15 protein-coding genes are annotated in these 16,214 nt (G+C 61.2%); 10 read left to right on the top strand and 5 right to left on the bottom strand.

Features of this window, described 5'->3' with window-relative positions; genetic code table 11:
* Positions 1 to 63: 63 nt before the first annotated feature.
* Together H147_RS0112975 and rpsO are read left to right on the top strand one after the other, a co-directional pair.
* The gene (locus H147_RS0112975) at positions 64 to 906 is read left to right on the top strand and encodes a calcium-binding protein (RefSeq protein WP_026352502.1); all 843 of its coding nucleotides are present in this window, start codon (positions 64 to 66) and stop codon (positions 904 to 906) included.
* Positions 907 to 1,037: 131 nt separating this feature from the next.
* Positions 1,038 to 1,307 carry a 30S ribosomal protein S15 gene (rpsO, locus tag H147_RS0112970; protein ID WP_019955803.1) on the top strand — a complete coding sequence of 90 codons (270 nt, stop codon included), beginning with the start codon at positions 1,038 to 1,040 and terminating at the stop codon, positions 1,305 to 1,307.
* A gap of 58 nt (positions 1,308 to 1,365) precedes the next feature.
* Here the strand turns inward: rpsO and H147_RS0112965 are convergent, their stop codons facing one another.
* Positions 1,366 to 2,277 carry an endonuclease/exonuclease/phosphatase family protein gene (locus tag H147_RS0112965; protein ID WP_019955802.1) on the bottom strand — a complete coding sequence of 304 codons (912 nt, stop codon included), beginning with the start codon at positions 2,275 to 2,277 and terminating at the stop codon, positions 1,366 to 1,368.
* 190 nt (positions 2,278 to 2,467) lie between these two features.
* Here H147_RS0112965 and pnp point away from each other — a divergent pair, with 190 nt between their 5' ends.
* Positions 2,468 to 4,603 (top strand): polyribonucleotide nucleotidyltransferase, encoded by a 2,136-nt coding sequence (gene pnp / locus H147_RS0112960; protein WP_026352501.1) that lies wholly within the window; start codon positions 2,468 to 2,470, stop codon positions 4,601 to 4,603.
* A gap of 194 nt (positions 4,604 to 4,797) precedes the next feature.
* Positions 4,798 to 5,391, top strand: a complete 594-nt coding sequence (locus H147_RS0112955) for a putative outer membrane beta-barrel protein (RefSeq protein ID WP_019955800.1) — start codon at positions 4,798 to 4,800, stop codon at positions 5,389 to 5,391.
* Positions 5,392 to 5,444: 53 nt separating this feature from the next.
* On the opposite strand, the gene H147_RS0112950 is transcribed toward H147_RS0112955, so the two are convergent.
* Positions 5,445 to 6,092: a peroxiredoxin gene (locus H147_RS0112950; protein WP_019955799.1), complete on the bottom strand. Its 648-nt coding sequence runs from the start codon at positions 6,090 to 6,092 to the stop codon at positions 5,445 to 5,447.
* A gap of 123 nt (positions 6,093 to 6,215) precedes the next feature.
* Here H147_RS0112950 and H147_RS0112945 point away from each other — a divergent pair, with 123 nt between their 5' ends.
* From H147_RS0112945 to H147_RS0112935, 3 genes are all read left to right on the top strand, one after another.
* The gene (locus tag H147_RS0112945; RefSeq protein ID WP_019955798.1) at positions 6,216 to 7,655 is read left to right on the top strand and encodes an aldehyde dehydrogenase family protein; all 1,440 of its coding nucleotides are present in this window, start codon (positions 6,216 to 6,218) and stop codon (positions 7,653 to 7,655) included.
* A gap of 96 nt (positions 7,656 to 7,751) precedes the next feature.
* Positions 7,752 to 8,681, top strand: coding sequence for a VOC family protein (locus tag H147_RS0112940; protein WP_019955797.1), 930 nt, complete (start codon positions 7,752 to 7,754; stop codon positions 8,679 to 8,681).
* A gap of 1 nt (position 8,682) precedes the next feature.
* On the top strand, positions 8,683 to 9,279 hold the full coding sequence (locus H147_RS0112935; protein ID WP_019955796.1) for an alpha/beta hydrolase: 597 nt from the start codon (positions 8,683 to 8,685) through the stop codon (positions 9,277 to 9,279).
* A gap of 96 nt (positions 9,280 to 9,375) precedes the next feature.
* Here H147_RS0112935 and H147_RS0112930 read toward each other — a convergent pair whose 3' ends face one another.
* The 3 genes from H147_RS0112930 to H147_RS0112920 all read right to left on the bottom strand — a co-directional run bounded on the left by H147_RS0112930 (position 9,376) and on the right by H147_RS0112920 (position 11,651).
* Positions 9,376 to 10,020: a pseudouridine synthase gene (locus H147_RS0112930; RefSeq protein ID WP_019955795.1), complete on the bottom strand. Its 645-nt coding sequence runs from the start codon at positions 10,018 to 10,020 to the stop codon at positions 9,376 to 9,378.
* Positions 10,017 to 10,670 carry a YggS family pyridoxal phosphate-dependent enzyme gene (locus H147_RS0112925; protein ID WP_019955794.1) on the bottom strand — a complete coding sequence of 218 codons (654 nt, stop codon included), beginning with the start codon at positions 10,668 to 10,670 and terminating at the stop codon, positions 10,017 to 10,019. The genes H147_RS0112930 and H147_RS0112925 overlap by 4 nt, the downstream gene beginning before the upstream one ends.
* 87 nt (positions 10,671 to 10,757) lie before the next feature.
* Complete coding sequence (locus tag H147_RS0112920; protein ID WP_019955793.1) at positions 10,758 to 11,651, bottom strand: porin; 894 nt, start codon at positions 11,649 to 11,651, stop codon at positions 10,758 to 10,760.
* A 390-nt stretch (positions 11,652 to 12,041) separates the two neighbouring features.
* Here H147_RS0112920 and leuS point away from each other — a divergent pair, with 390 nt between their 5' ends.
* The 3 genes from leuS to holA are packed head-to-tail and all read left to right on the top strand — an operon-like array spanning position 12,042 to position 16,067.
* Entirely contained in the window at positions 12,042 to 14,573 is a 2,532-nt protein-coding gene (gene leuS / locus H147_RS0112915) for a leucine--tRNA ligase (protein ID WP_026352500.1), read from the top strand.
* Complete coding sequence (lptE, locus tag H147_RS0112910; protein WP_043699913.1) at positions 14,563 to 15,048, top strand: LPS assembly lipoprotein LptE; 486 nt, start codon at positions 14,563 to 14,565, stop codon at positions 15,046 to 15,048. The genes leuS and lptE overlap by 11 nt, the downstream gene beginning before the upstream one ends.
* Entirely contained in the window at positions 15,045 to 16,067 is a 1,023-nt protein-coding gene (holA, locus tag H147_RS0112905) for a DNA polymerase III subunit delta (protein WP_019955790.1), read from the top strand. Before lptE ends, holA begins: the two co-directional genes overlap by 4 nt.
* Positions 16,068 to 16,214: the final 147 nt, after the last annotated feature.

The following is a 16,214-nucleotide window of genomic DNA, read 5'->3' as shown; positions in this document are numbered from 1 at the left end:
AAACGACCTGTGATAGACACCTGCGGTGGTCGGGTCAGGCCCGGCAATAGGCAGGTGGTGTCGATGGTTGTCATCATGGGATTTCTGGGCATTGCCCTGACGGCGATGCTGTTCGGCGGCGGCGAAACCGCCGAGGATGACCCCCGCCCCGCCGCCGAAGATGACGCCGACGCAGCCACCGACCAGATCATGCCGATTGATGCCATGCTTGCCATCAGTGACGATGACACGGTGATCTTTGCCGAAGACGACGACGATGTGATCATCAGCGGTGCGGGTAATGATTATCTCGACGGCGGCGACGGCAACGACACGCTGCACGGCGGCGCAGGCGGTGACGTGCTGCACGGAGGGCGCGGCGACGATATCCTGCATGGCGGCGACGGTCAGGACGAACTTTACGGCCATATCGGCAATGACACGCTGCATGGCGACGCGGGCAACGACAGGCTCGTCGGAGGCGATGGCGACGACCGGCTTTTCGGGGGTGACGGCGATGATGCCGTCATGGGCAGTCTGGGCGATGACCTGCTCGTCGGCGGGTCGGGGGCAGATACCCTGTTCGGCGGGGCAGGCAACGACAGGCTGATCGACCGCGATGATGCAGAGCGTGACTACCTGAACGGTGGCGCAGGCGAGGATTACCTGTCCGGCGGGGCGGATGATCTGCTGAACGGTGGCACAGGTGCCGACACGTTCAACCTGCGCCCCGGCGTTTTCGTGACGGTCGAGGATTACGACCCCACGGTCGATGTGATCGAGATCGAACATACGGGCGAGCCACCTGTCCTGACGACCCAATTGGCCGACGACGGCACATTGCTGCTCGCAGATGGCGCGGTGATCGCCAAACTGACCAATTTCGCGCAACCCGATCTGGCGACGATCACCTTCCTGCGCGTATAAATCCCTTTCCTTTTGCGCCAAATCCCCTTATAGGCAGCCATCCGCGCGGGAATCTTCCGGGCGGCACCTCCACGGGCCTTGCTGGACGACATCCCGGCCTGCGCCATTCACCCTTAGACAAGGAGACCCCGATGTCGATTACTGCCGAAGAAAAAACACGGATCATGAAAGAATTTGCAACCAAAGAAGGCGACACCGGTTCGCCCGAAGTGCAAGTTGCGATCCTGTCCAGCCGCATCGCGACGCTGACGGAACACTTCAAGACCCACAAGAAAGACAACCACGGTCGCCGTGGCCTGCTGAAAATGGTCGCCCTGCGCCGCAAGCTTCTGGACTACACCAAGTCCAAGGACGAAGCCCGCTACCAGAGCCTGATCGAACGTCTGGGCCTGCGCCGGTAATCCGCGTCAACGCTTGTGACAGCAGAAACGCCCGCCATCCGGTGGGCGTTTTTTTTGGTCATGGCAGGGTAAAATCCGCCGCCACAGGATAGTGATCCGTCGGCCATTCACCGTCGAACTTTTCACGCGACACGAACGGCCCGCCGACAAGTGCTGCGCCACCGGCATAGCCGATATGGTCTATCGCGGCGAACAGGTTGATGCCGCGGTTGAAATGGAACGTCGCCCCTTGCACGGGTGCGTATTCGACGCCGATATCGGACAAGAGCCCAAGGATCGGCGACCCCAGCCGCGCGTTGAAATCGCCCATCACGAAAACAGCCTCGCCCGCGTCGATCCACGGTTTGATCCGTTCCGCGACCAGCGCGATGGATTGTTCGCGGTTCGACAGGCTCGCGAAATCGGTGTGCAGGTTGACGACGCGAAACGGGGTGCCGGTGGCACTGTCCTCAAACTCGGCCCAAGAGGCAAAGGCGGGATACGACCCGTTGAAGGTCCGCGCATAGATCACATCCGGCGTGTCCGAGAAAAAGAACCACCCCTGATCCAGCATCCGCATCCTGTCGGTGCGGTACAGGATCGGCTGGGTCGACGGGAACTGATCAACGGGACCGACGGCAGCAGCGGCATAACCGGGGTTGTTGGCCAAAAGCCAATCCAGCGTCAGGTTCACGTCGCTTTGTGACCCGCCGCCAAAGCTTTCCATTTCCTGAAACGCCATGACATCGGCGTCCACCGCCTTGAACGCCAGATCAAGCGGCCCCTTGCGCCGTTCCCAATCACCCACCGACCAAGGGCCGGTTTGCTGCCTCAAGATGATGTAATGCACATTATATGTCGCCAGCCGCAACGCCTGTGCGGGCGCGGGCGGCACAGCGTCACTGCCGGAATTGCGCACGTGCTGGCAGCCCGTGACGGCCCCCAGAACCAAGATCAGGCCGACCAGCCCGGTCAGAAACTTTTTCAACATGCATGACCCCGATCCGCGGCAATACCCCTCAACCTAGGGCCTCTTTCCAAAGAGGCCAATATCCGCTAAGGCCCACCTATCTTTGAGAAGCCCGGCGCCCGCATCCCAGCGCCGATACAAAGAAGATACAGGGATGAGGGGGAATACGCCCCCTACGCAAAATGGGCCGCGGCCCGACTAGGACATGATGATGTTTAACGAAGTGAAAAAATCGATGCAGTGGGGCGAAGAGACGCTCACACTCGAAACCGGCAAGGTGGCCCGTCAGGCTGACGGGTCGGTCATTGCCACGCTGGGCGAAACCAGCGTGATGGCGAACGTGACCTTTGCCAAGGCACAAAAGCCGGGGCAGGACTTCTTCCCGCTGACCGTGCATTACCAAGAGAAATATTATGCCGCCGGCAAAGTGCCAGGCGGCTTTTTCAAGCGCGAAGCGCGTCCCACCGAAAAAGAGACGCTGACATCCCGCCTGATCGACCGCCCGATCCGCCCGCTGTTCGTCCCCGGCTTCAAAAACGAAGTCTTGGTGATGTGTACCGTGCTGAGCTTTGACGGCGTCAACGACCCCGACATGATCGCGATGATCGCGGCCTCGGCTGCGCTGACGATTTCCGGTGCGCCCTTCATGGGGCCAATCGGTGCCTGCCGCGTGGGTTTTGTGGATGGCGAATACATCCTGAACCCCGAAATCGACGACATGCACAACCTGCGCACCAAGCCCGAACAGCGGCTTGATCTGGTTGTCGCCGGCACCAAAGACGCCGTGATGATGGTCGAATCCGAAGCCTACGAGCTGACCGAAGAGGAAATGCTCGGCGCGGTGACTTTCGCGCATGAGCAGATCCAGCCGGTCATCGACCTGATCATCGATCTGGCCGAAGATTGCGCCAAGGAGCCCTTCGATTTCCAGCCAGAGGATTATTCGGAGCTTTACGCCGCCGTGAAATCCGCAGGCGAAGACAAGATGCGCGCCGCCTATGCGATCACTGACAAGCAGGAACGCACCAGCGCCGTGTCCGCCGCCAAGGCCGATATCGTCGCCGCGCTGACCGAAGACCAGCAGGCCGACACCAACCTTGGCCCCGCGCTCAAGAAACTGGAATCCGCCGTGCTGCGCGGTGACGTGGTCAAGCATGGCCGCCGCATCGACGGCCGCGCGCTCGACCAGATCCGCCCAATCGTGTCGGAAACCGGCATCCTGCCCCGCACCCACGGGTCGGCCCTGTTCACCCGTGGTGAAACGCAAGGTCTGGTCGTGACCACGCTGGGCACCGGCGATGACGAACAGATGATCGACTCGCTGACCGGCATGTATAAAACCAACTTCATGCTGCACTACAACTTCCCCCCCTATTCGGTGGGCGAAGTCGGGCGCGTCGGTTCCCCCGGTCGCCGCGAAATCGGCCATGGCAAGCTGGCGTGGCGTGCGCTCCAGGCGGTTCTGCCTGCGCCGACCGATTTCCCATACACGATCCGCATCGTGTCCGAAATCACTGAATCCAACGGCTCTTCCTCGATGGCGTCGGTCTGTGGTGGCTCCTTGTCCATGATGGACGCAGGCGTGCCGCTGAAAGCCCCTGTCGCCGGTGTGGCGATGGGTCTGGTCATGGAAGACGACGGATCCTATGCCGTGCTGTCCGATATTCTGGGTGACGAAGACCACCTTGGCGACATGGACTTCAAGGTTGCGGGCACCGAAAACGGGATCACCTCGCTCCAGATGGATATCAAGATCGCAGGCATCACGCCCGAGATCATGAAGAAAGCACTGGAACAGGCCAAGGCAGGCCGTCTGCATATCCTGGGCGAAATGTCCAAGGCGCTGACCGGCGCACAGGAATTCAGCGTCCATGCGCCCAAGATCGAAACCATGCAGATCCCCGTCGACAAGATCCGTGAAGTCATCGGTTCCGGCGGCAAGGTCATCCGCGAGATCGTGGAAACATCGGGTGCAAAGGTCGATATCAACGATGACGGCGTGATCAAGCTGGCATCGAACGATGCCGAGGCGATCAAGCGCGCCTATGACATGATCTATTCGATCGTGGCCGAACCCGAAGAAGGCAAGATCTACAAGGGCACCGTGGTCAAACTGGTCGATTTCGGCGCTTTCGTGAACTTCTTTGGCAAGCGTGACGGTCTGGTCCATGTGTCCCAGATCGAGAACAAGCGCCTGAACCATCCGTCGGATGTGCTGAAGGAAGGTCAGGAAGTCTGGGTCAAACTGCTGGGCTTCGACGATCGCGGCAAGGTCCGTCTGGCAATGAAGATGGTCGATCAGGCCACCGGTCAGGAAATGGCCAAGGAAGAGGCAGCAGAGGAGTAGTTTGTGCGCCAACGCTTAATTTTACGTCAAACACCCGGCCGTTGGCCGGGTGTTTTGCGTTTTGGGTGTTGTATTGATACGACAATTTCGAAAGAACTGCAGAAACGCCGCTATTATCGGGTGTGCGGGTCAAAAATGTTCCCATATGTTGTGAAGGCTTGACGTTGCGTCATCGCCTTCAGGAGGGGTCATTCATGAAAACAAATACCATTTCGGCGGCGTTGGTCGCTTGTTTAACAGGTGCTGCTACGCAGGCGCAGGACTTCAGCGACGTGTCGGTCGGTGTCGGCCTGACGAGCTTTGGTTACGCGTTACAGGGTGAGTATGAAATCCAGCCAAATATCGGCATCCGTGCCATCGTCATGGGCGCTCCCGACATTAACGATACGTTCGACGATGACGATTTTACAGCCGACGGCACGTTGGAATTGGGCGGCTTTGCAGTCGTCGGGGATTACTATCCACTGTCGAATGCATGGCGGTTGTCGGCGGGCCTGTTCCTGTCGAACACGGAACTGAGCGGCACCTTCGACGACGAGGGCACCGTCTATGAAGGCAAGGTGGCGTTTGAAAACGAGATCGCACCGATGATCACAACGGGTTTCAAATATCCATTCGGCAGCGGCTGGGCTTTTTCTGGTGATGTCGGCGTGATCGTATCGTCGTTGGAAATCTCTTCAGACACGACCGACGAAGATGCAATCGACAGCATTGCAGAAGCGAATGCCGACCTGTCCGATGTTCCCGTATTCCCCTACATCGGCTTCGCGGTCAGCTATTCCTACTAAGACCGAAGCACCCGCGAAAAGGCCCCGGCAAGATACCGGGGCCTTTGTCGTTCTTACAGCTTGGTCGTACGCAGATACGGGAACACGGTGGTGAAATCACCGAACTTTGCCTTCGCATCTTCATTGCTGACGGTGGCGGGGATGATCACGTCATCGCCGACGTTCCAGTTGGCGGGCGTCGCGACACCCTTGCCATTGGCGGTCTGCAATCCGTCCAATGCGCGTAGCACCTCGGCGAAATTGCGCCCGACGTTCATGGGGTAGGTCATCGAGAGTTTCAGCTTCTTGTCCGGCCCGATGATGAACACCGCCCGCACGGTCGCGCTATCGGCAGGCGTCCGCCCATCGGGCAGATAGGCGTCAGCGGGCAGCATGTCGAAGGCCTTGGCGACGGTCAGATCCTCGTCCGCGATGATCGGAAATCCCGCCTTGGCGTCAGCGAATGTTTCGATGTCATGCTTCCACTTCTTGTGGTCCTCGACCCCGTCGACGCTGATGCCCATGACCTTGGTGCCGCGCTTGGCCCATTCATCGGCCAGCTGGGCGACAGCGCCGAATTCCGTCGTGCAGACCGGCGTGAAATCCTTGGGGTGCGAAAACAGGATCGCCCAGCTGTCGCCGATCCAGTCATGCAGTTTGATTGTGCCCTGATCGGTTTCGACGGTCAGATCAGGGATTGTATCATTGATGCGCAGGCCCATTGGGATGCTCCTTCATTTCAGGGTTACACCCATTACATAGGAACGGTCGGGCACTTGTGCCACAGCCGCTTGCGCCGGAACGGGGCAGATGCCACACCTTTGCCAAAGTGCAGGAGAGAGATCATGATCGAACAACGCAATTTCTATATCAACGGTGCATGGGTTGCGCCCGCCAAACCCCACGACCATGACGTCATCGACCCATCGACCGAGGAGGTTTGCGCTGTCATTTCCTTGGGTGATCACGCCGATACGAACGCCGCCGTCGCCGCCGCCAGCGCGGCCTTGCCCGCGTGGTCTGCGACCGACCCCGCGAAACGCGCGGATTACGTCCGCGGTATTCTGGCCCAGTATGAAGCCCGCGCCGAAGAAATGGCGCAGGCGATCAGTCTGGAAATGGGTGCGCCGATCGACATGGCGCGCAACGATCAGGCCCCGTGTCTGCCGTGGCATCTGGAAAACTTCCTGAAAGCATTTGAACATATCGAATGGATCAAACCGCTGGGCCCGCATGCGCCCAACGACCGGATCGCGCTGGAGCCGATCGGCGTCGTCGGGTTGATCACGCCGTGGAACTGGCCGATGAACCAGGTCACGCTCAAGGTGATCCCCGCGCTGCTGGCCGGTTGCACCATCGTGCTGAAACCCTCCGAAGAAGCGCCGCTGTCCTCGCTGCTGTTCGCGGAATTCGTGCATGACGCGGGCGTGCCTGCTGGTGTGTTCAACCTTGTGAACGGCGACGGCATGGGTGTCGGCAGCCAGTTGTCGCGGCACGAGGATGTCTCGATGATCAGCTTCACCGGATCGACCCGCGCGGGCAAAGCTATCTCGCTCGCCGCCGCCGAAACGCTCAAGCGGGTGACGCTGGAACTCGGTGGCAAGGGGGCCAACGTGATCTTTGCAGATGCGGATGAAAGGGCGGTCAAACGCGGCGTACTGCATTGCATGGACAATTCCGGCCAGTCCTGCAACGCACCGACGCGGATGCTGGTCGAGCGGTCGATCTATGACCAGACCGTCGAAGCCGCCGCCGAAATCGCCAACAGCATCGGTGTTGGTCCGGCCTCTGAACCCGGCCGCCATATCGGGCCTGTCGTCAACCGCAGGCAATGGGACCAGATCCAGACCATGATCCAGGTCGGCATCGACGAAGGTGCGCGGCTTGTCGCGGGTGGCTCCGGCCTGCCCGAAGGGATGAACCGCGGCTATTACGTCCGCCCCACGGTCTTTGCCGATGTGAACAACCAGATGCGTATCGCGCGCGAGGAAATCTTTGGCCCCGTTCTGTCGATCATCCCCTTCGACACCGAGGAAGAGGCCATCGCCATCGCCAACGATACGCCCTACGGCCTGACGAACTATGTCCAGTCGCAGGACGGCGCGCGTCGCAACCGCATGGCCCGTGCGCTCAGGGCGGGCATGATCGAGATGAACGGCAAATCGCGCGGGGCTGGTGCGCCGTTCGGCGGGATGAAGATGTCCGGCCGCGCCCGCGAAGGCGGCGTCTGGGGCATCGAGGAGTTTCTGGAGGTCAAGGCGATCTCTGGCTGGGCCGCAGAATAAGCTCATGTGCGCGGGCGCACCGATCTGGTGCGCTCGCTGCTATTTAGTGCGTCGTGGAATCCTCTATTTATCCCCCAACGGATAAGGAGACGAACCATGATCAAGCAAATAAATGGGCTGCACCACGTCACATCACTTGCCAGTGGTGCCCGCGAAAACAACGCTTTCTTCACCAACGTCCTTGGCCTGCGACGGGTCAAGCAGACGGTCAATTTCGACGCGCCCGACGTCTATCACCTGTATTACGGTGACGAGACCGGCAGCGTCGGTACTGTGATGACCTATTTCCCCTTCCCCAACGCCGGACGCGGACGCGCTGGCGCGGGTGAAGTCGGGCGCACGTCCTTTGCCATCCCCACAGGCACATCGCAGGCATGGCTGGACCGGCTGGCCACGTTCGAAACCGATGGCGTGTCACAGGACACCCGGTTCGGTGAAAAGCGTGTGCTGTTCAACGGCCCTGACGGCGATCAGTTCGCGCTGGTGGAACGCAACGATGACCGCACCCCCTGGACCGGCAACGGCGTGAGCGAGGATATCGCGATCCGCGGCTTTCATTCGACCGACATGCGCCTGCGCGATGGCGATGCGAGCGCGGAATTGCTGCGCTTCATGGGCTATGAAAAGCTGGACAGCGAAAACAACGTGACCCGCTTTATCGTGCCGGGCGGCAATGACGCCAATGCCATCGACATCGAGGTGACACCCTCCGCGCCACGTGCGGCGCAGGGGGCAGGATCGGTGCACCACATCGCCTTTGCCGTGGACAACCGCGCGCGACAGTTGGAAGTGCGCGAGGCGCTTCTTGACACGGGCTATCAGGTCACGCCGGTCATCGACCGCGACTATTTCTACGCGATCTATTTCCGCACGCCCGGCGGTGTGCTGTTCGAGGTGGCGACGAACGAACCGGGCTTTGCCCGCGACGAGGATACCGCAAACCTTGGTGAGGCGCTGAAACTGCCAAGCCAGCACGAACATCTGCGGACGCAGTTGGAAAACCTGCTGGAACCGCTGGAAGGGTAACATGACCTATCACGCAAAACGCACGACGGGGGCAGCGGGCGCACCGCTGTTCCTGACCTTTCACGGCACCGGCGGGTCGGAAAGCCAGTTCCACGATTTCGCGGAACAGCTGATGCCCGGCGCGCATGTCATATCACCGCGCGGGGATGTGTCCGAACACGGGGCGGCGCGGTATTTCAAGCGCACCGGCGAAGGCGTCTATGACATGGACGATCTCGCCCTGCGCACTCGCGCCATGGCGGATTTCATCGCGGCCGAGGTCAGCGGCACAAATGCGCCGCGCACCATCGGGCTGGGCTATTCCAACGGGGCGAACATCCTTGCCTCGGTGGCGATGCTGGAACCGGGTCTGGTCGATGATCTGATTCTGATGCACCCGCTGATTCCCTTCAACCCCGCCCCGCAGCCCGGCCTGAACGGGCGGCGCGTGCTGATCACGGCGGGCGAGAATGACCCGATCTGCCCGTCCGACCTGACCCATGCGTTGGCGGGCTATCTGACCGCACAGGGCGCGGACGTGCAGGTGCATTGGCACACGGGCGGTCACGGCATCGCGCAAAGCGAAATTGCCGCCGTACAGGAATTCCTGACCGCCTGAGGTCGGGATGTGTTGTGAAAGAGTAGCGCCGCGTGTTTTGCGGCAGTTTGTCAAAGAGTATCGCCGCATGTTTTCTGGCGATTGATCGCGGGGTGTCTAGAAGGGGCACTTCGCGGTTATGCGCATCCCCTGCCCGCCATCGGGGTGACGGAACTGCAATGTCTCGGAATGCAGCATCAGGCGCGGATGGTCGCGTGCAGGACCCGTCGCATAGAATGGATCGCCCAGAATCGGATGGCCCAGTGCCAGCATATGCACGCGCAGCTGGTGTGACCGGCCTGTTTTGGGCATCAGCCGCACGCGGGTCTCATTGCCGCCTGTGCGCACGACGCGCCAATCGGTCACGGCGGAGCGGCCGTTTTCGTGGTCCACCATCTGCAAGGGGCGGTTCGGCCAATCGACGATCAGCGGCAGATCGACGGTGCCGGTCTTGTCCGCGATTTCACCCCAGACACGCGCAACATAGGTTTTCTTGGTCTGACGGTTCTCGAATTGCAGGCCCAGATGGCGCTGCGCATGGGGGGTCAGCGCAAAGATCATCACGCCCGATGTGTCACGGTCGAGCCGATGCACCAGCAATGCGTCGGGAAACACCCGCTGCACCCGCGCGATCAGGCAATCCGCCAGATCCTCGCCTTTGCCCGGCACGCTCAGCAGCCCGCTGGGTTTATCGACCAGCAGCACCTGATGGTCGTGGTGGAGGATGACAAGCGGGTCTTGGGGCGGGGCGTAATCGCTCACCCCGTGGCCCGTTCACCAAAGATCGCAGAGCCGATGCGCACATGCGTCGCCCCCAGCGCGATGGCGCTTTCGAAATCGCCGCTCATGCCCATCGACAGGCCCGCCAGACCGTTCCGCGCGGCCATTTTCGCCAAAAGCGCGAAATGCAGCGACGGTTCCTCGTCCACGGGCGGGATGCACATCAATCCCACGACAGGCAGGTCCAGCGCGCGCGCCTCGGCCACGAAACCATCGACATCCGCTGGCAGCACACCCGCCTTCTGCGGTTCCTCGCCGGTGTTGACCTGCACGAACAGGTCAGGACATTCCCCGCGTTCCTGCGCCAGCCGCGCCAGTACCTGCGCCAGCTTTGGCCGGTCGAGCGTGTGGATCGCCTGCGCCAGTTCCACCGCAGCCCGGGCCTTGTTGGTTTGCAACGGGCCGATCAGATGCAGGGCGATCCCGTCATAGGTTTCGCGAAAGCGCGGCCATTTGCCCGCTGCCTCTTGCACCTTGTTTTCACCGAACACGCGATGGCCCTGATCCAGCACGGCAGCGACCCGCGCGTCGGGCTGCACCTTGGATACAGCGATCAGCGTGACGTCCTGCACAGGGCGGCCCGCCTTTTCGCAGGCGGCGGCGATACGGGCCTGTATTTCGTAAAATGACATCAACGCACCTCAATCAGGCGTCCTGTGGCAAAAGTAAAAAGAGCGGGCACGATGGCCCGCTCTTTCCAGAAAAGTGAAGTCGGTAGATTAGAACTTCAGGACGACACCGAAGTCAGCCACGGTGTAGCTGTCATCGTCGAGGAATGCGTTGTCGACTTGGCCGATACCACCAGCGAGGCTGAGGCCACCGCCGAGGTCATAGGATGCGCCAACACCGAAGTCGACTTCGTCGTTGACGAGATCGGTTGCACCGATCGAAGCCGAAATCACGATGTCACCCAGCGGATAGGATCCGGAAGCACCGTAGCCTGCGATGTCAGCGGTGTCGTTGACATGGTAGAACAGCGACACGTTTGCACCGGCGACAGTCACGTCGGCACCCACAAGGTAGATTTCGGCGCCGCCAAGTTCAGTGATTGCCGCGCCAACAGTGAATGCGCCGCCATCATAGGATGCACCAAAGGAGTAATCTTCGTCTGGTGTAGCTTCGCTGTCAGCGACGTTGCCCGACGCAGCGAATGTCAGCGGGCCGGTTGTGTAAGTGACCAGCAGGTTTGCTGTCGAGCTGTCGAAGAACGATTCGGCGGTGTCGTCGATGCCGATGCCGTCAAAGCCGATGTCGCTGATCCCGCCAACGACGACGCCGTCAGCACCGTCAACATTGCCAATCGCAAGGCGCAGGCCGCCGGCAGCGATGAACAATTCTGGGTCATCGATGAAGTCGCTCTGGTTGTTGACGTCCAGATCGAGGTCAAGCGATGCACCCGCAGTCAGGCCCGAGTCCAGCGTGATGGAACCGACGACGTTGAAGTCGAGTTCATAATACAGCTGTGCTTCTTCAGTGTTGCCAGCCAGACCGTTGCTTGCGTCACCGGAGTTGTACTTCAGACCGACGTTGGCTTCGCCAGTGACGGCCACGTCTGCAGCTGCGTAACCAGCGGTCATCACCAGCGCAGTTGTTGCAAGAAGGATATTTTTCATTGTGGAGTCCCTTTCCGTTTTCCATCGCTCAACCGAACCGCGTCCGTATTGATTGGCCCTGTGTTTCGGCCTCTCGGTCACCTAATGCAAGAAGCAGCGAGACGAAGACCGTTCGCGGTCCGCTTTTGATGCAATTTTGCCACAGCAACCATCAGGCCCGCCACAGGGCAGCGTTGATATAGACGCCCTCGGCGCAAGACTTGTCGCGAACCACGAAAAGCGCGGGACATGCGCCGAATGTTCGGCTTTTCAACAGTTTTTGCCTGACGATGACATCCCCAGGCGAGAGCGGGCCTTTGGCGCCGCTCTTTGCGTTTGCGGGTATAGCCATCGCCGCCGCGTCGGATTATGACAGGGCGACGCCTTTTTGCCCCCGTGAAAGACCAAGTGATGACCCCCTATTCCCCCGCTGCAATCGAACCCAAATGGCAGGACATCTGGGCCGAAGGCCAGATCTTCACCGCCAGCCGCAGCGCGGACAAACCCAAATATTATGTGCTGGAAATGTTCCCCTATCCATCGGGGCGCATCCACATCGGCCATGTGCGCAATTACACGATGGGCGACGTGATCGCGCGCTATAAACTGGCGACAGGGCATAATGTGCTGCACCCGATGGGCTGGGACGCATTCGGGATGCCCGCCGAAAACGCGGCGATGGCATCAGGCGGCCACCCCAAGGACTGGACTTACCAGAACATCGCCGACATGCGCGCGCAGATGAAACCCCTGGGGCTGAGCATCGACTGGTCCCGCGAATTCGCCACCTGCGATCCCGAATATTACGGCCAGCAGCAGGCGCTGTTCATCGACTTTCTGTCCAAGGGCCTGATCTATCGCAAGAAAGCGGTGGTGAACTGGGACCCTGTCGACATGACCGTGCTGGCCAACGAACAGGTGATCGACGGCAAAGGCTGGCGGTCCGGCGCCGAGGTCGAACGCCGCGAACTGGTGCAATGGTTCTTCAAGATCAGCGATTATTCCGAAGAATTGCTCGACGCGCTTGATACGCTCGACAACTGGCCCGCCAAGGTGAAACTGATGCAGGCGAACTGGATCGGCAAATCGCGCGGGCTGCAATTCAGCTTTACCCGCACCGATGGCGGGCAGATCGAGGTCTATACCACGCGCCCCGACACATTGCTGGGCGCGTCTTTTGTCGGCATCTCGCCCGATCACCCGCTGGCCAAGGAACTGGAAGCCAAGGATGAAAAGGTCGCGGCCTTCTGCGCCGAATGCCGCAAGGGCGGGACGACGGCCGAAGCCATCGAAAAGGCCGAAAAGCTGGGGCTGGATACCGGCCTGACGGTCAAGCACCCGATGGCGGGCCAGCCTGATCTGCCCGTCTATATCGCGAATTTCATCCTGATGGATTACGGCACGGGCGCGATTTTCGGCTGTCCTGCCCATGACCAGCGCGATTTCGATTTCGCCACCAAATACGGCTTGCCGATCATCGCGACCTTCCTGCCAGATGCGGACGCCCCCACCGACCTGACCACCGCCTATGTGCCGGCCAAAACCGAAAAGGTATTCTACACCAAAGGCTTCGCGGGCGACCAGTGGCAGACCGGCGAACAGGCCGTCGACGCCGCCATCGCCCATTGCGAGGCGAACGGCATCGGGCAAGGTGTGACCAAGTTCCGCCTGCGCGACTGGGGCCTGTCGCGCCAGCGCTATTGGGGCTGCCCCATTCCCATCGTGCATTGCGACGATTGTGGCGCTGTGCCCGAGAAGAAAGAAAACCTGCCGATCGAGCTGCCCTATGACGTCACCTTCGACGTGCCGGGCAACCCGCTCGACCGCCACCCCACATGGCGCAACTGCGCCTGCCCCGCCTGTGGCAAGCCCGCCCTGCGCGAAACCGACACGATGGACACTTTCGTCGATTCGTCATGGTATTTCGCCCGCTTCACTGCGCCCCATGCGCCGACGCCCACCAATATGGACGACGCGGCCTATTGGATGAACGTGGACCAGTATATCGGCGGGATCGAACACGCGATCCTGCACCTGCTTTACAGCCGCTTCTTCGCCCGCGCGATGCAGATCACCGGCCACCTGCCCGACACCGCGATTGAACCGTTCAACGCACTATTCACGCAAGGCATGGTGACGCATGAGATTTACATGACCCGCGACGAGGCGGGCCGCCCTGTCTATCACTTCCCGCAGGATGTGAAAAACGGCAAGCTGGCCGATGGCACCGAGGTCGAGGTGATCCCTTCCGCCAAGATGTCGAAATCCAAGAAGAACGTCATCGATCCCGATGACATTCTGGCACGATACGGTGCCGATACCGCGCGCTGGTTCGTGCTGTCCGACAGCCCGCCCGAACGTGATGTGGAATGGACCGCCTCTGGCGCGGATGCCACCAACCGCCATCTCGCACGGGTCTATCGCATCGCGTCTGAAATTGCGGCGGCCCCCGATGCGCCCGGCACCGGCGATGACGACCTTTTGCGCGCGATGCACCGCTGCATCCATGACGTGACGATGGGGCTGGAAACCTTCGGCTTCAACGCGGCGATTGCAAAGCTTTACGCCTTTACCAATACGCTGGGCAAATCCACCGCCTCTGGCGGTGCCAAACGGCAGGCGGCGCTGGTGCTGGCACAGCTGATGTCCCCCATGACCCCGCATCTGGCCGAGGAAATCTGGGCCAGCCTTGGTGGCGATGGGCTGATCACCATGGCGCCCTGGCCCGTCGCCGACCCCGCCATGCTGGTGGATGACCACGTCACCCTGCCCGTGCAGATCAACGGCAAGCGCAAGACCGAGATCGTCGTCGCCGCTGATGCCAGCGTGCAAGCGGTGGAAACCGCCGTGCTGGCGCTGGACAGCGTGCAAAGGGCGCTGAATGGCGCTAGCGTCAAGAAACTGATCGTGGTGCCCGGACGGATTGTGAACATTGTCATCTAGGACCCCTTCCCGCCGCCTGTTCCTGCTGGGCCTTCTGGCCCTTGGCGGCTGTGGGTTCGTGCCGGTCTACGGCACCGACAATGTCCTGCGCGGCAGGATCGCGTTTGACACCCGCGACACCGTGCCCGGTTTCCGGCTGCGCGAACGGCTGGAACAACGGCTCGGTGTGCAAGAGGTCCCGGATTATGTGCTGGGGGCGCAGATCACCGACAGGCGGCGCAGCCTTGCGATCACCACGTCGGGCGACAACACGCGCTTTAACGTGATTGGCACCGTCACATGGGTCCTGACCCATGCCACGACAGGCGAGGTGATCGCCAATGGCAGCCATGAAACCTTTACCAGCTATTCCGCAACCGGATCGACAACCGCGACGCAAGCCGCAGAGGCTGACGCGACAGCACGACTGTCGGTGGCCTTGGCCGACATGATCGTCAGCCGCCTGCTGTTGCTGGCCCCGGACCTGCCACGATGAAACTGGCGGGCGACGCCGCCTCCGGCTATCTGCGCAAGCCCGATCCGGCGCATGCGGGGCTGTTGATCTTCGGTGCTGACCCGATGCGCGTGGCGACCAAACGCCAAGAGGCGATTGCCGCCCTCGTCGGCCCGCAGGGCGAAGAGGAAATGCGCCTGACGCGCATCAACGCCGCCGACCTGCGCAAGGACCCTGCCCGGCTCGACGATGCGATCAAGGCGCAAGGGTTCTTTCCCGGCCACCGCGTCGCCTTTGTCGAGGATGCCACCGACACGCTGTCCAAGCTGGTCGAGGCGGCGCTTGCCGAGTGGCGGCAGGGCGATGCGCAACTGGTCGTGACCGCCGGGCAATTGACCGCCAAATCGCCCCTGCGCAAGGTGTTCGAGAGCCACCGCAACGCCATGGCAATCGGCATCTATGATGATCCGCCCAGCATGTCCGACATCGCGCGCGCCTTGACAGAGGCGGGGCTGGACCAACCAGGCCGCGACGTGATGGATGCGCTGTTCGCGCTGGCGAATACGCTCGAACCGGGCGATTTCCGGCAGACGGTGGAAAAGGTCGGACTGTACAAGCAGGGTGATGCCACGCCTTTGACAATCGCGGATGTCATGGCCAATGCCCCGCAATCGGCAGAGGTCGATGTCGACGATGTGCTCGATGTGGTGACCGCCGGTCAGGTCGATCAACTGGGGCCGGTATTGCGCGGCCTATACGCCCAAGGGGTGACGCCCGTGACGCTCTGCATCGGGGCGATGCGGCATTTCCGGCGCTTGCATGTCGTGGCCTCTGATCCGGGCGGTGCCGGTGCGGGTGTCGCGCGGTTGCGTCCGCCGGTGTTTGGCCCGCGCCGCGACAAGATCGCACGGCAAGTCAGCCAATGGGGCCGCGACCGTCTGGAAAAAGCCCTGACCGCGCTGACCGACACCGACCTGCAACTGCGGTCGGCCAGCACTGCCCCGCAGGCGGCGCTGATGGAACGCACGCTGATCCGGCTGGCGATGATGGCGCGGCGCTGACGCAAAAAGGCAGCCCCGAAGGTCTGCCTTTTCCTGGTCCGACCTTGCGGTCAGGCACAGATATTAGTCGGACGAAGCTGCGATCAGCAGGGCGGCCAGAACGCCAACCACAACGAATGCTGGGTTGATGGACGAACCGGCAGGTGC

It is taken from the genome of Yoonia vestfoldensis DSM 16212 (assembly GCF_000382265.1).
GTDB lineage: Bacteria > Pseudomonadota > Alphaproteobacteria > Rhodobacterales > Rhodobacteraceae > Yoonia > Yoonia vestfoldensis.
The sequence above is the reverse complement of the archived record's forward strand: the minus strand, read 5'-3'. Positions and strand labels throughout refer to the sequence as shown.

Coding starts and splice junctions, on each gene's coding strand:
- H147_RS0112975 (WP_026352502.1), top strand. CDS start 64: ATGGTTGTCATCATGGGATTTCTGGGCATTGCCCTGACGGCGATGCTG.
- rpsO (WP_019955803.1), top strand. CDS start 1,038: ATGTCGATTACTGCCGAAGAAAAAACACGGATCATGAAAGAATTTGCA.
- H147_RS0112965 (WP_019955802.1), bottom strand. CDS start 2,277: ATGTTGAAAAAGTTTCTGACCGGGCTGGTCGGCCTGATCTTGGTTCTG.
- pnp (WP_026352501.1), top strand. CDS start 2,468: ATGTTTAACGAAGTGAAAAAATCGATGCAGTGGGGCGAAGAGACGCTC.
- H147_RS0112955 (WP_019955800.1), top strand. CDS start 4,798: ATGAAAACAAATACCATTTCGGCGGCGTTGGTCGCTTGTTTAACAGGT.
- H147_RS0112950 (WP_019955799.1), bottom strand. CDS start 6,092: ATGGGCCTGCGCATCAATGATACAATCCCTGATCTGACCGTCGAAACC.
- H147_RS0112945 (WP_019955798.1), top strand. CDS start 6,216: ATGATCGAACAACGCAATTTCTATATCAACGGTGCATGGGTTGCGCCC.
- H147_RS0112940 (WP_019955797.1), top strand. CDS start 7,752: ATGATCAAGCAAATAAATGGGCTGCACCACGTCACATCACTTGCCAGT.
- H147_RS0112935 (WP_019955796.1), top strand. CDS start 8,683: ATGACCTATCACGCAAAACGCACGACGGGGGCAGCGGGCGCACCGCTG.
- H147_RS0112925 (WP_019955794.1), bottom strand. CDS start 10,670: ATGTCATTTTACGAAATACAGGCCCGTATCGCCGCCGCCTGCGAAAAG.
- H147_RS0112920 (WP_019955793.1), bottom strand. CDS start 11,651: ATGAAAAATATCCTTCTTGCAACAACTGCGCTGGTGATGACCGCTGGT.
- leuS (WP_026352500.1), top strand. CDS start 12,042: ATGACCCCCTATTCCCCCGCTGCAATCGAACCCAAATGGCAGGACATC.
- holA (WP_019955790.1), top strand. CDS start 15,045: ATGAAACTGGCGGGCGACGCCGCCTCCGGCTATCTGCGCAAGCCCGAT.